Below are 14,146 nucleotides of genomic sequence, written 5' to 3' on the forward strand. Positions count from 1 at the left end.
CAACTCGCGCCGGCGAAATGCGCAACTCGCGCCGGCGAAATGCGCAACTCGCCGGGGCCCCGCGAGTTGCGCATCTCATCAGCGCGAGTTGCGCATCTCATCGGGGCGTGTGCGGTCAGCGCCCGGTCCCGGCGGCCTCCTGCGCGATCCCGACGGCCGTCGCCAGCTGCGCCACGCACACGAGCGCGCCCGCCCGGGGGCCCTCGGCGAACCCGCGCCGCACCAGCCCCGCGTAGAAGCCCGGCGCTTCCAGCTGCGCGCCGTGGTCGGACCGGAACCGGTGCGCACCCCGCCCGTAGCGCACCTGCTGGCGCCAGAACCCGCGCGCGTCCAGCTCCTGGTGGTGGGCGACGACGGCGTCCGGGACGAACACCAGCGCCGCCCCGGACGCGACGAGGCGCGCGCACCAGTCGCGGTCCTCGCCCGCGGCCAGCGGGTAGCGCTCGTCGAACGGCAGTGCCGCGAGGACGTCCGCGCGGCAGGCGATGTTGCTGGTGGGCGCGAAGCGCATCCGCCCGGTTGCCGGGTCGATCGTCGCCTCGGCGCAGTAGGACGCCACCGCCTGCGCGGCCGCGGCGAACGGGTTGCCGGGCCGGGCGTTGCGGGTGGGGCCCGCGGCCGCCTGCGCGCCCGCGCCGATGCGCTCGGCGAGCGCGGCCGCCCACCCGGGGACGGGAACGCAGTCGTCGTCGGTGAAGCAGACGATCTCCCCGCGTGCCGCGCGGGCGCCGAGGTTGCGGGCGGCCGCCGGGCCGCGGCCCTCCCCGCGCAGCAGGCGGGCCCGTGGGGCGCGGGCCACCGTGGCGGCGACGGCGTCGGCGTCCACCGAGGCGTCGTCGACGACGACGATCTCCATCTCGGGGAGCGACTGCGCCTCCAGGGCAGTGAGGCATCGGGCCAGCCGGGCAGGCCGGTCGCGGGTGGGGACGACGATCGAGACGGTCACCGTGAGCACTCCCGGTTCCGGGCGGTCGAGGACGTCATGTCTGTCATGTCCAGAGCACTCCGAGCAGCACGACGGCGGCGGCGCCGCCGAACGACAGGATCGCGAGCCGGGTACCGACGGCCCCGGGCAGCAGCCGGATCGACGCGAGCGCGGAGATCCCGGCCCCGGCGAGCGCCCCGGAGGAGGCGCTCACGGCCCCCCAGCCGGGGACGGCGTACAGCGCGACGACCACGAACGCGACGAACCCCGCGAGCGCGGCCCGCACCGTCGCGTCCGGCCGCAGGCGCAGGGCGGCGGCCTGGATCGCGAGCGCGTTGACCGGGGCGAGCACGACGGCCGCGAGCGCGGGAACGAAGGCGGGGACGGCGGCGGCGTAGGCGGCCCCGAACACGACGGGCACCGCGACGGGCAGCGCCGGGACGGCGACCACGGCGACGGCGACGACGGCGGCCAGCAGCCAGCAGGCGATCCGGCGCAGCGCGTCCTCCGCGTGCGCGTCGCCCCCCTCGGCAGCCCGTGTGCTGCGTCCGTTCGTGACCTCGGGCACCGGCACGGCGGCCGGAGCGCCCGCCCCCGGCCGCCCGGCCAGCACCGGCAGCGTCACCGTGAACACCTGCACGACCGCGTAGGTGGCGGCAAGGGCGATCCCGGTCGCAAGGCCCGCGTACCCGGTCTCGACGGCCGATCCGGCCAGCACCGCCACGGCGAGGACACCGCCGCGCTGGGTGGACTGGGCGAGCACTCCCCCCGCCGCCTGGAGCACCCCGAACCGCAGGGCGCCGTCCGGGATCGGGGCGGTGGCACCCCACAGGGGGGCCGCGACGGCCAGCCCGAGGACGGCGGCGACCGCGCCCGCCACCAGGATCGCGACGACGGCCCCGGTCGCGCCGAACCGGCCGTGGAGCAGGAGCACCCCGGCGACCAGCACGGCGTTCTGCAGCGGGTAGCGGAAGGACCAGGCGAGCGCCCGGCCGAGGCCCAGATCGGCCTGCAGCGCGAGCGTCGCGACGACGTTGCACCCGAGGGCCGCGAGCACCAGCGCCGTCTGGACGGGCGGGAGCCACCCCGCGGCCGACGCCACGGCGCCGACGAGGACCAGCCCCGCGAAGGCCACGGCCCGGTTGCGCGCCAGGCGGCGGGTGAGCGCGGCCGCGACCCCGGCGGGATCGGCGGCGGCGGGAACGTAGCGGGCCAGGAGGGTGGCCCCGCCCATCGTCATGGCGAGCGACCCGAGCGCGACGACGGTGAGCGCCACGGCGAAGCCGCCGTAGTCCGCGGGCCCGAGCAGCCGCGGCACCAGCGTCGCGAGCAACACGAGGGTGACCGCCTCGACGGCCTTCCCGGCGAGGCCCGCGAGGACCGGCCCGCGCAGCGTGGGCGCGCTCACCAACGCTCCTTCCGTGACCACCCCGCGCAGGCGAGGCTCACCTGACCCTACCGCCCGGTTGCTCGCGCTCCCCGGTGGTGAGCGTGTAGCCGTCGCGGGGCAGCGCCGGGCCGAACGCGTACACGTGCACGTACGGGTCGGCGGGCCCGACCGTCGCCAGTTCCAGGACCGGTCCGGTGTGCCTGACGTGCGCGAACGCGCCACCCTCCGCCTCGTCGAAACCGATGCCGTAGAGCCCGCCGAGCGGCCCGGAACCGCGCAGCACCGCGAACCGTGGCGGCTCGGCGATGCCGTCGGCGAGCCGGGGCGGGCGCTGGCAGGGGAGACCGAACGCGAGCTGCCAGCCCAGTGCCACGGGCTCCCCGGCCGGGAGGAGCTCCTGCAGCGTGACGGTCGGTGCGGCGGCCGGGCCGGTGAAGGCGAGCCACCCGTTGACGCCGGTGGAGCCGTCGACGGCGTCGATCCGCACGCCGTCGGCTCCCGGCGGCGGGAACAGCACGAACGTGCGCCAGGCCGTGGAGCGGGCGGTGTCGGAGAGCGCCTGGGTGACGGGCAGCGGCGTGCCCCCTGCGCCGTACACGGCGGTGAGGCTGTTGCCCTCGCCGAGGCTGCCCGCCGCCGTCACGATGGTGGTCCCGGTCGCCGGGAGGGCGAACCACCCCGTGGAGACGCGGCCGACGGTGTCGTCGGGCCCGCGGCCGTCCCGCCCGGCGAAGCTGCCCCACACCTCGTCCGCCGCGGCCTGCGGGCCGTACCCGAGGACGACACCGGTCGGGACGAACCCGTCAGCCACGGCGGCTCCGGGCCCGCGGGCGAGTGGGGCGGCCGCGAACGGGTCGAGCACGCGGACACCGTCGGCGACGCCGCAGCCGGTGGGAGCGGCAGCCGTGCGTGCCCACAGCGAGTCGGCGGGCCTGCCGTCGCGTGCCGCCGCGGCGAACGTCGTGATGGCGAACGCGACGCTCGTCGCGAGGGACAGCGTGATCACAGCGGTGACGGCCGCGAGCGCGGCCCAGCGGGGATCGGGGCGGCCGGCGAGCCCGAACGTGATCCCGGTCGGACCGATCGCCACCCGCCCCAGCGCGACGAGCAGCGCCGCCGCGACCGTCAGGGCCGCCCAGAGCAGCGGGTCACCCAGCGCGACCCCGGCGAGCGACGGCGGCACGTACGCCGAGGCCATCCCGGCCAGCCACGCGTAGGACCAGGCGTTGGGCCCCTGCCAGGCCAGGCCGAGCGTCGCGGCGGCCGCGGCGGCGATCGCCGCCACGAGCCACCAGGGTGGCCGCGCGAGCAGGAACCGGCCGACCGGCACGGCGAGCAGCAGCGTTGCGGCGAGGCACACCGCGCCGACGCCGGCGAGCCCGCCGAAGTGGTGGGTCCACTTCGACGTGGTGGCGGCCAGCGCCACGAGGCTCAGCGCGGTGCTCGCCGCGGCCAGCCGAAGGGTGACCGGCAGCGCCAACCGCCGCATCGCCGCCGCCACGGCCAGCGCCGCGCAGGCGAGCAGCGCGAGCAGGGTGGCGAGCAGCGCGGCCCGCCGCGCGAAGTTGCCCATCGGGATGGCGTCGAGCAGGAACGCGTAGCGCTGCGGCTCGTCGGCCCAGCCCTCCAGGCCGCGCACCGAGCCGACGATCCGCGCGGTGCGCAGCACATCGCGCAGCGCCCCATCGGCGAACCCGAGCAGCGCAGCCACGGCCAGCCCGGAAGCGACCGCGACGCCCCGGGCGGCGCTCACCCACCGGGCGCCCGGCACGGTGACGACCCGCCACAGCAAGCCCGCGCCCGCCACGAGCGGGGCGAGAGCCACGGCGCCCGCCGGGTGCGTCGCGACCCCGGCCCCGGCGACGGCGCACGCGAGCCACGCCGCCCCCGGGCTGGACCGCCGGTGGGCGACCAGCACGGCGAGCAGCGCCCCCGCCCCCGCGAGGGCGACGAGCGCCTCGGGGCGAACACCCATCCCGTACGGCAGCCACCACGCCAGGAACGCCACCGCGGCGACGATCGGCGTGCGGGCCCGGGCGCTGCCGTGCCACTCGTGGACGGCCGCCGCGACGAGGCGCCGCACGACGAGCCAGGTCAGCATGCCGGCGACGAGCGCCGGCACGCGCTGCACCGCGGGCGCGGTGCCCGCGAACTCCTGCCACCGGTGCAGTGCCTCGTACGGCCAGGTGAACGGGGTGAAGGAGTGGTCGTAGAGCTGGAAGTAGCTGCGGATGCCGTCGGTGCCGTCGCGGGCCTGGATGCCGAACCAGCCGTCGTCGTCGGTGGCGGGGGCGACGAAGAGCCAGAGGAGGAGCACCCCGCCCACGACGGCGTCCGCGGCGAGGTCCGCGCGGGCGAGCCGCGGGGTGGCGCGCTCCCCAGCACTGCCGCGCGCTGCCACGAGCAGGCAACCTGTTGCCAGCAGGGAAACCAGCAGCGTCGTGATCAGCGCGGTCTTGAGCGGCGCCGGCCGGCTCGTGAACTCGTCGTCCAGGCGCATCCGCACCGTGGGCGCGGGGGTCGCCGAGCTGACGAGCGCGTCGACCCGCGGGAGCTGGGCGGGCGCCGCGCGCGCCACCTCGTGCCCGTCGCGCAGTACCACCAGCTCCGCGTCCCCTGGCCGGGCGAACCGGGTCGGGTCGCTGTCGGGCGCGATCCGCGGCACCTCGGGATCGAACGCGGTGGCGGGCCGGGGCGGGACCGCGGCAAAGGCGGGCAGGCCCGCGCCGTGGCCGCTGATCCGGTACTCGCACGAGCCCGGGGGCAGCGGCTCGGAGAGCAGGACCTGCCCGGAGGCGCGGACCTCGAGCCGCCCGTCGCGCGCGGTGACGAGCAGCCCGTCGCGCGCGGCCTCGGGGGCGATGGGCGGGATGGTGGACAGGACGACCCGGTCCCGATCCGTCGCCGCGGCGGCGGTGGCGCACGTGAACCGGACGTCGATGTCCAGGGGGCGCTGGGCGGTGAGGGGGAGCAGGGTGGACGCGGGCGCGTCCGGACGGGGCCATTCGACGACCGGCTCGTTGACCAGCACGGGCGCGAACGGAAGGAGCACCGCGCAGACGACGGCGACGAGCCCGGTGATCGCCGCCGCGTAGGCCGACCGCTGGCGGCCCCGGGTCGCGGCGGGCGCGGCATGCGCCGGGGCGTCCGCGACGGTGGCCACGGGCCTCCTCGACCGGTCGGCAGTTCGGTGAGCATCACCTTACGACCCGGGAGTGCCCGTCAGGCGGCCGCAGGCACCGGCTCCCGTGCGAGGCGGTGGGCGACGAGCATCCGCCTGCCGAGGACCATGAGTCCCGCCGCGCCGATCATGACGGCCGCGGCCGCCAGCCAGGCCGTCGTGAACCCGGTGTGCGCGGCGAGCAGGCCGAACCCGACGGGCCCGCCGAACCCGCCCGCGTACACCCCGGTCTGGACGATCGCGCTGGCCGCGGCCGGGGCGGACGGGTTGAGCCGCACGACCGCGAACTGCAGCAGTCCCGGCCAGGCCCAGCCCAGGCCGTAGCCGAGGACGGTCCCGGCGAGCAGCGGCACGGTGCCGGGCACGGCGAGCAGGGCGACGCCGAACCCGCCGAGCAGGAGGCTCCCGGCGACGACGGCGATGTGGCCGCCGCTGCGGCGGTCGGCGAGCCAGCCGTGGAGCAGGCGCACGGCGAGCCCGATGACGCTGCCCAGCGTGAGGACGAGCCCGGCCGTGCCGGGATCGACGCCGTCGTCGACGGCGGAGGCGACGAGGAAGATCCCGAGCGCGGACGCCGACGCTGCGGCGAGTCCGGCGGCCAGGCCGAGCACCGCGAGTGCGGCGGTGGCCCGTTCGCCGGGGGTGACGACGCCGCGGGTGCGTCCCACGTCCGCGCGCGGGCCGACGGTGAGTGCGGCGAGCGCGAGCGCCGCACCGGCGACGTAGGCCCATCGCCAGCCCGCGGTGAGCGCGATCGCGGGCACCGACGCCCCGGCGAGCAACGTGGCGAGCGGGATCGCGCACTGCTTGATCCCGAACGACATGCCGAGCCGCCCGGGCGGGATGGCGTGGGCGAGGGTGAGGTTTGCGGCGAGCTGGCCGATGACGTTGCACCACGCGGCGCACAGCAGGATGGCGACGAACGAGACGTACGAGCGCGCGAACGCGGCCACGCACAGCATCGTCGCGGCCGCGCCGAGGACCCCGATCCTGCTGGTGGCGACGGGTCCGTAGCGTTCGACGAGCCAGCCGCCCGGGAGCGAGGCGAGGGCGCTCACCCCGAAGAACAGGGCGACGATGAGCCCGAGCCCGGCGGGGTCGAAGCCGAGCTCGGCGCCGATCTGGACGGCGAGCCCGCCGGTCAGGAACACGGGCAGGACGGTGACGGTCGTGGTGGCAAGGGCGGCGACGACACCGCGGACGACCGACATGCTTAGCGATGCTACGTGGCCGCGGGCGCCGTCGAGAACGACATTGCGCACACCGGGCAGGGCATTTCGCGCGCTTCAAGGTCGTTCTCGACGGGTCAGCCCTGCACGCGCGAGGCGTGCCCGCTCCACTCCTTCTCGCGCAGCTCGAACTTCTGCACCTTCCCCGTGGACGTCTTCGGCAGCTCCGCGACGATCTCCACGGCCTTCGGCGCCTTGTACCGCGCGATCTTCGACCGGACGTGCTCGATCAGCTCGTCCTCGGTCGCGCTCTCCCCGGGCGCGAGGATGACGAACGCCTTCGGCCGCTCGCCCCACTTCTCGTCCGGGATGCCGATCACCGCGGCCTCCAGCACCGCGGGGTGGGAGACGACGGCCTGCTCCACCTCGATCGTCGAGATGTTCTCCCCGCCCGAGACGACGACGTCCTTCGCGCGGTCGCGCAGCTCGACGTAGCCGTCCGGATGCATGACCCCGAGATCGCCGGAGTGGAACCAGCCGCCCGCGAACGCCTTCTCGGTGGCGGCCGGGTCCTCGAAGTAGCCGGCCATCACGTTGTTGCCGCGCATGACGACCTCGCCCATGGTCGCGCCGTCGGCGGGCACGTCGTTCATGTCTGCGTCGACGACGCGCATCCACTCCGCGCACACCATCCCGACGCCCTGACGGGCCTGCAGCCGCGCCCGTTCCTCGGGCTGTGCGTCGTCCCAGGCCCGCTGGTACTCGTTGACCGAGTACGGCCCGTAGGTCTCGGTGAGGCCGTAGACGTGCACGACCCGGAAGCCGAGCTTCTCCATGGTGAGGATCGTGGTGGGGCTCGGCGGCGCCCCGGCCGTCGTGACGACGATCCGGTAGTCCAGCTCCTCGCGCTCGGGCGCACGCATGATCGTGGTGACGACCGTGGGCGCCCCGTTGAGGTGCGTGACCCGGTGCTCCTTGATCAGGGCCCAGATCACCTCGCCGCGCACCTCGCGCAGGCAGACGTGCGTGCCGCCGACCGCCGTCACCGCCCACGGCGTGCACCAGCCGTTGCAGTGGAACATCGGCAGCGTCCACAGGTAGACGCTGTCGGAGCTGTGGTGGGAGTGCACGACCTCGCCGAAGCAGTTCAGGTACGCCCCCCGGTGGGTGTACATGACGCCCTTGGGCTTGCCGGTCGTGCCGGACGTGTAGTTGATCGAGATCATCGCGTACTCGTCCTCGACCACCCACGGCAGCGCGTCGTCCGAACCCCGGGCGAGCAGGTCGTCGTAGCGCACGCCGCTGCCGACGCCGTCCCCCGGCGCGGCCGGGTCGATGACGGTGATGATCTCCTCGACGGTCTTCAGCTCCGCGGCGACCGGCGCGACCGTCCGGTGCAGGGCGCCGTCCACGACCAGGAGCTTCGCGCCCGAGTGGTCGAGGATGTAGCGCACCTCCTCGGTCGACAGGCGCGTGTTGATCGCCACGAGCACCGCCCCCGCCAGCGGCACCGCGAAGTGCGCCACGAGCATCTCCGGCACGTTGGGCAGCAGGTAGGCGACGCGGTCGCCCGGGGCGATACCCGACCCGCGCAGCGCGTGCGCCACGCGTGTGACCTCCGCGGCGAACTCGCGGTACGTGTGCCTGCGCTCGCCGTAGACGATCGCGGTCTTGTCCGGGAACACCTCCGCCGAGCGGCGCAGGAAGGCCAGCGGTGTCAACGGAGTGTTCGAGACCGAGAGCATCGGACGGGGCTCCTTCGGCGGGCGAGCGGGATCCACCGATCCTCATCGGTCGCATCCCGCCCTGCAAGGTGCCTGCGTGCGGCCGTCACCGCCCGCCGGTCAGCACGTCGAGCACACGTGCAGGCGTGGGCATCGCGGCGATCTCGGCGCGAACCCGCTCCGCCGCACGGGTGTACCCGTACCGGCCGAGCAGGTCGCGGGCGGCGGCCGCGACCGAGTCGGCCGAGACCTCGGCAGGTCCGAGCGCGAGGGCGACGCCCGCGCGGCGGCACAGCTCGGCGTTGAGGAACTGCTCGGCGCCCTGCGGCAGCATCAGCTGCGGCAGCCCGTGCTCCAGCGCGCCCAGCATGATCCCGGCGCCGCCGTGCGCGACGACCAGGCAGCAGCGCGGGAGCAGCAGCGAGTGCGGCAGGTACGGCGCGAGCAGCACGTGCGGCGGCTGCGGCCCGAACGCGGCCGGGTCCGTGCCCGGGCCGGTGGTGACGACCAGGTTGAACGGCAGGTCGCGCAAGCCCGCGATCGCCGCCTCCAGCACCCCGCGCGCCTCGAAGAAGACTGTCCCGAGCGTGAGGTGGATCGTCTCCGGATGCGGCAGCGCATCCAGTGCGGCCGGGAGCTGCTCACCGGGAGCGGCCCGCCCGATGCCCGGCCGGATCGGCCGGACCCGCCGCCAGGCCGGCTGCTCGGTGCGCAGGCTGGGCGGGAGGATGTCGAGGTAGTCGGCCTCGAGGACGTCCCGGGTCAGCGCGGGAACCTCCCATTCGGCGCAGAGCTGCGCGAACCCCGGCGCGAACAGCGCCTCCCACATCGGTCCGGTCGGGGTGATCCCCAGGCCGTGCACGACGTGCCGGGCGCCGGTCAGCGCCGCGGCGACGGCACCCGCGACCTCCGAGATCTCGTGCACGACGACGTCCGGGCGCCACTGGAGCGCGCGGGGCACCAGGTCGACGGCCCGCTTGGCCGCCGACGGGAGGAACATCGCCGTCAGGTCGGTCTCGAACGGCTGGCCGGTCGACGGCCGGTCCGGCTCGGCGGCCCGCAACGCGGCGGCCTCGGCGCGGGTCGGGCCGACCTCCCAGGCCGTGAAGCCCTGCCGGGCGATCTCCGCCGCGACGTCGGCGCCGCTGGCGACGGCCACCTCGTGACCTGCCCGGCGTGCGGCCCGGGCCAGCGGAAGGACCGTGTTGAGGTGACCGATCGCCGGAAACGTCGTGAACAGGAACCGCACAGGAGTACCCCCGGTCGCGTGCAGGCGGCCCCCGCGGCCACCACCGGCCCACACACGAGGTCCGGCCACGGCCGGTTCACAGCCCCGCCCGCATCGCCCGATCGGACGACGCCGTCTCTCCCTACAGACGGCCCCGCGACGCGAGGCCCGATCCACGCGGCGCACGGGGTCGGCACCCGCGCAGGTGCCGACCCCGGACCCGGATCAGGCGGACGCCACGAGCCGGGCGAACGCCACGACGTTGTCGCGGTAGTGACCCGACCCGGAGTCGAACTCCCCCCCACAGGTGATCAACCGGATCTCCGCGTCGGTCGTGTCGCCGTAGACCTCATCCGTCGGGAACTGGTCCTTCGGATAGCGCAGGACGTCGTAGGTCTCGAAGACGGCGGTGGTGCCGTCCGCGCGCTTGACCCTGACCTCGTCGCCCACCCGCAGCTCGGAGAGCTTCTGGAACGGCCCTGCGACGCCCTTCCAGTCGACGTGCGCCGCGAGGATCGCCGGCCCGAGGGCGCCGGGGGTGGGGCTGAGGTCGAACCAGCCGACGTCCTTCGCGTCGGGAGGCACCTCGAGCTTCCCCGCCGGGTCCAACCCCAGGTCGAGAAGGGGGCCGGAGTCGACGCCGATCGCGGGCACGATCAGCCCCACCGGCTTCGACGTCGCGAGCGGAGGGATCGCCACCCGCGTCACGGGAGCCGACACCGGTGCGTTGCCCGGCACCGGGGTCGGCCCCGTCCCGCAGCCGGCGAGCGCGGCGGTCATGGCGAGCACGATCGCGGCCCGCCGGATGCGGTGGCTCATGCGGTGGCGATCTCCAGGGCCCAGCCGCCGGTGTCGACGCCACCCTTCGGGTGGACCTTCACCTGGCCGTCGTCGCCGTCATCGTCCTTCTTCTTGTCGTCGTCGGAGTCCGAGTCCTTCTTCTTGTCGTCGTCGGAATCCTTCTTGTCCTCGTCGCAGTCGCAGTCCTCGTCCCAGTCCTTCTTGTCGTGCTCCCACTTCGCGTCGCAGGTGTCGTCGCAGTCCTCGTCCCAGTCCTTCTTCTTGTGCTCCCACTTCGCGTCGCAGGTGTCGTCGCAGTCGTCGTCCTTCGTCTTCCGGTCGCCCTTGTCCCGATCCTTGTCGTGGTCGCGGTCCTTGTCGTGCTCGCGCTTCTTCGGCTTGTCGCAGGCGACGCCGTTGCGCTCGCCGCCCAGCTCGATGTCGAGAGCGACCAGGGTGACCTTGTCCTTGTCGAAGGCATCCTGGGCGTCGGACTGCTTCTTGAACTCCTTGCACGTGCGCACGGAATCCTCATCGCCCCCGGATGCGAGCGCGACGCCACCGACGCCGAGGGAGAGCGCGAGCGCTGCGGCTGCGGACAGCACGATGACACGGGGTGAAGCGGGCATGGCAGAACTCCGTCTCTTTCGGGGAGCGGCCGGTGCGGGGGGAGCGTCGGCCCTGTCCGATCAATCGACGGTGAGTGCGGAACCCGTTACCGTGCCGAGCGAAAGTTGCCTCACCCGGCCGTGCTGGTTGCGCCGGACGGACCAGCGTGATCAGGAGCGTGTGACGGGGTCCTCCTGCGCGCGAACGGCCCTTTCGGGAAGTAGGTCTTCCCAAAAGGGCCGTTCGCTCGCCGGGTGGGGCCGCCTGCCGCAGCGGAAGGGTCAGTCGCGGCGCAGCACCGGACGCAGCGCGTCCAGCACGTCCGCGTTCTCGATGGTCGAGGGCACCGGCTCGTCCGCGCCGTCCGCGATGCCGCGCATCGTCTTGCGCAGGATCTTCCCGGACCGCGTCTTCGGCAGAGCCGCGACGACGGCGACATCCCTCAGCGACGCCACCGCGCCCACCTGCTCGCGCACCATCTGCACGAGCTCGGCGCGCAGCTCGGCCTCGTCGCGCTGCACGCCGGCCTTGAGCACGACGAACCCGCGGGGGATCTGGCCCTTCATCTGGTCCGCGACCCCGATGACGGCGCACTCCGCGACGTCCGGGTGGCTCGCCAGCACCTCCTCCATCCCGCCGGTGGAGAGCCGGTGGCCGGCGACGTTGATGACGTCGTCCGTGCGGCCCATGACGTAGACGTAGCCGTCGGCGTCGATCCGGCCGCCGTCGCCGGTGAGGTAGTAGCCGTCGAACGCCGACATGTAGGACTGCACGAACCGCTCGTCGTCGTTCCACAGCGTCGGCAGCGACCCCGGTGGCATCGGCAGCTTGACGACGATCGCGCCGTCCGTTCCGGGCTCGACGGGCTTGCCGGCGATGTCGAGCACCCGGACGTCCCAGCCCGGCAGCGGCACCGTCGGGGAGCCCGCCTTGAGCGGCAGCAGTTCGATGCCCGCCGGGTTCGCGACGATCGGCCAGCCCGTCTCGGTCTGCCACCAGTGGTCGATGACCGGGATGCCGAGCAGCTCGGACGCCCAGCGGTAGGTCTCGGGGTCCAGGCGCTCACCGGCGAGGTAGAGGTAGCGCAGCGTCGAGAGGTCGTACTTCGCGGCGTACTCGCCGTTCGGGTCCTCCTTCTTGATGGCCCGGAACGCGGTCGGCGCGGTGAACACGCTCGTGATGCCGTAGTCCTGCACCACCCGCCAGAACTGGCCCGGATCCGGCGTGCCGACCGGTTTGCCCTCGTAGAGGACGGTGGTCGCCCCGGTGAGCAGCGGCGCGTACACGATGTAGGAGTGGCCGACGACCCAGCCGACGTCGGAGGCGGTGAACATGGCGTCGCCGGGGCCGATCGCATACACGTTCGGCATGGACCAGTGCAGCGCCACCGCGTACCCGCCGCAGTCGCGCACCACGCCCTTCGGCTTCCCGGTCGTGCCGGAGGTGTAGAGGATGTAGAGCGGGTCCGTCGCCCTGACCGGCACGCAGTCCGCGGGGCTCGCGCCCGCCATCGCCTCGGCCCAGTCCACGTCACGGTCCGTCATCGCCGCCTGCGCCTGCGGCCGCTGCAGGATCACGCAGCGCTCGGGGGTGTGCTCCGAGATGTCGATGGCCTTGTCGAGCAGCGGCTTGTACTCGATCACCCGCTGGACCTCGATGCCGCACGACGCGGAGACGATCACCTTCGGCGTCGCGTCGTCGATGCGCACCGCCAGCTCCTTCGGCGCGAACCCGCCGAACACGACGCTGTGCACCGCTCCGATCCGCGCGCACGCGAGCATCGCGACCGCGGCCTCGGGGACCATCGGCATGTAGATCACGACGCGGTCGCCGCGCGTCACGCCGAGCCCCGCGAGGACGCCCGCGAACCGGGCCACCTCGTCACGCAGCTCGGCGTAGGTGTAGGTGCGCTGCGTGCCGGTGACCGGGGAGTCGTAGATCAGTGCGGCCTGCTCGCCGCGGCCCGCGTCGACGTGGCGGTCGAGGGCGTTGTGACAGACGTTCAGCTCCCCGTCGGGGAACCATCGGTAGAAGGGCGGGTTCGACCCGTCCAGCGCCCTCGTCGGGGCGCTCGTCCAGTCGATCGCCTCGGCTGCGCCCAGCCAGAACCCCTCCGGGTCCGCGACGCTCGCCCGGAAGACGTCCGCATACCTGCCCACCGTGCCTCCTCGACCCTGCACCCTTCGTCCGGGCCGACCCTAGGCGGTTGCGGGCGGATGAGGCACCGGTCAGTCGGACAGGGTGAAGCCCGCCGTGGCGACGGCCGCCCCGATCTCGTCCCGCGCGACGTCCCGGGAGCCGACGACCGTGACCAGGCCGGATGCCAGCTCGACTTCGACGGACTCGACGCCCTTGATCTCGGAGACCTCCTCGATGACCGACATCACGCAGTGATTGCAGGTCATCCCGCCGACGGTCACCTGGGTGCGGAAGGGGGTCTCGACGCTCATCACGTGTCCTCGTGCCGGGGTATGGGGAGATCCGGATGGTCTCACCCGGACGGCGCAGGAATCCGTTCGGGGCGGGAGTTCGCGGCGCGTAGTGTGCGGCTCACCCGGAAGGGGCGTGCGTCACTCTCCCGCCGTAGGTAACGTTGTGGTCACGGCCAGCGGGGTGGCCATCGGAGCGGCGATCACGGGGGTCGTCCGCCCGCGCGGGCGCGCGTCGTCCACCACCCCGCGGTGCCTACGGGGTGGCGGACGGGGACGGAGGCGCTGATGACCATCGGGAACGCGCGCGGAGACATCGACGAGACTCGCACGATGCCAGGGGCGATCCCGGCCCAGCGCAGCGCCGCCGATGCCTACCGGGTCTCGGACGAGCAGCTGCACCGTGCCCGTCTCGTCGTCGCGCGCAACTCGTCGAATTCCGAGGACCTGCGCCAGCTGCTCGACATGCTCGGCCTCATCTCCACCAACCCGGAGCAGCCGCCGCCCGTGGTGCGCTGACCTGCGCGGGGGCGCAAGTGGCCGCCCGGTTTGGGGCACGGGGAAGGGCTGTCCTATGCTGGTGTGGCTCCCAACGGCAAGCCGTTGCGGGCGGGGGCCGCGAGAGCGGTCCAAGCCCCCATCGTCTAGCGGCCTAGGACTCCGCCCTTTCAAGGCGGCAGCGCGGGTTCGAATCCCGTTGGGGGTACGGCA

At 74.2% G+C, this 14,146-nt stretch carries 11 protein-coding genes and 1 tRNA gene; 2 read left to right on the forward strand and 10 right to left on the reverse strand.

The genetic code is table 11. The features are described from left to right. Positions 1-115: 115 nt before the first annotated feature. The 10 genes from AB7J25_RS16570 to AB7J25_RS16615 form a co-directional block, all read right to left on the reverse strand. Positions 116-946 (reverse strand): glycosyltransferase family 2 protein, encoded by an 831-nt coding sequence (locus AB7J25_RS16570; protein WP_428509954.1) that lies wholly within the window; start codon positions 944-946, stop codon positions 116-118. A gap of 43 nt (positions 947-989) precedes the next feature. After that, positions 990-2,333: a hypothetical protein gene (locus AB7J25_RS16575; RefSeq protein ID WP_428509956.1), complete on the reverse strand. Its 1,344-nt coding sequence runs from the start codon at positions 2,331-2,333 to the stop codon at positions 990-992. Positions 2,334-2,370: 37 nt separating this feature from the next. Then, entirely contained in the window at positions 2,371-5,478 is a 3,108-nt protein-coding gene (locus AB7J25_RS16580; RefSeq protein ID WP_428509958.1) for an arabinosyltransferase domain-containing protein, read from the reverse strand. 59 nt (positions 5,479-5,537) lie between these two features. After that, a complete protein-coding gene (locus tag AB7J25_RS16585) occupies positions 5,538-6,707 on the reverse strand; it encodes an MFS transporter (RefSeq protein ID WP_428509960.1) in 1,170 nt (389 codons plus the stop codon). 95 nt (positions 6,708-6,802) lie between these two features. Then, on the reverse strand, positions 6,803-8,410 hold the full coding sequence (locus AB7J25_RS16590) for an acyl--CoA ligase family protein (protein WP_428509962.1): 1,608 nt from the start codon (positions 8,408-8,410) through the stop codon (positions 6,803-6,805). Positions 8,411-8,495: 85 nt separating this feature from the next. Further along, complete coding sequence (locus AB7J25_RS16595; protein ID WP_428509964.1) at positions 8,496-9,803, reverse strand: glycosyltransferase; 1,308 nt, start codon at positions 9,801-9,803, stop codon at positions 8,496-8,498. 39 nt (positions 9,804-9,842) lie between these two features. Next, positions 9,843-10,436 carry a class F sortase gene (locus AB7J25_RS16600; RefSeq protein ID WP_428509966.1) on the reverse strand — a complete coding sequence of 198 codons (594 nt, stop codon included), beginning with the start codon at positions 10,434-10,436 and terminating at the stop codon, positions 9,843-9,845. After that, complete coding sequence (locus tag AB7J25_RS16605; RefSeq protein WP_428509968.1) at positions 10,433-11,026, reverse strand: hypothetical protein; 594 nt, start codon at positions 11,024-11,026, stop codon at positions 10,433-10,435. The genes AB7J25_RS16600 and AB7J25_RS16605 overlap by 4 nt, the downstream gene beginning before the upstream one ends. Positions 11,027-11,287: 261 nt before the next feature. After that, positions 11,288-13,165 (reverse strand): propionyl-CoA synthetase, encoded by a 1,878-nt coding sequence (locus AB7J25_RS16610; protein WP_428509970.1) that lies wholly within the window; start codon positions 13,163-13,165, stop codon positions 11,288-11,290. Positions 13,166-13,234: 69 nt separating this feature from the next. Next, positions 13,235-13,456 carry a heavy-metal-associated domain-containing protein gene (locus AB7J25_RS16615; RefSeq protein ID WP_428509972.1) on the reverse strand — a complete coding sequence of 74 codons (222 nt, stop codon included), beginning with the start codon at positions 13,454-13,456 and terminating at the stop codon, positions 13,235-13,237. Between the two features lie 267 nt (positions 13,457-13,723). Here AB7J25_RS16615 and AB7J25_RS16620 point away from each other — a divergent pair, with 267 nt between their 5' ends. Together AB7J25_RS16620 and AB7J25_RS16625 are read left to right on the forward strand one after the other, a co-directional pair. Further along, complete coding sequence (locus AB7J25_RS16620; RefSeq protein WP_428509974.1) at positions 13,724-13,954, forward strand: hypothetical protein; 231 nt, start codon at positions 13,724-13,726, stop codon at positions 13,952-13,954. A gap of 114 nt (positions 13,955-14,068) precedes the next feature. Further along, positions 14,069-14,141, forward strand: a tRNA-Glu gene (locus tag AB7J25_RS16625). The last annotated feature ends 5 nt before the right edge of the window (positions 14,142-14,146 follow it).

The sequence above is a fragment of the Pseudonocardia sp. genome, from assembly GCF_050246655.1.
In the GTDB taxonomy this organism is placed as follows: Bacteria; Actinomycetota; Actinomycetes; order Mycobacteriales; family Pseudonocardiaceae; genus Pseudonocardia.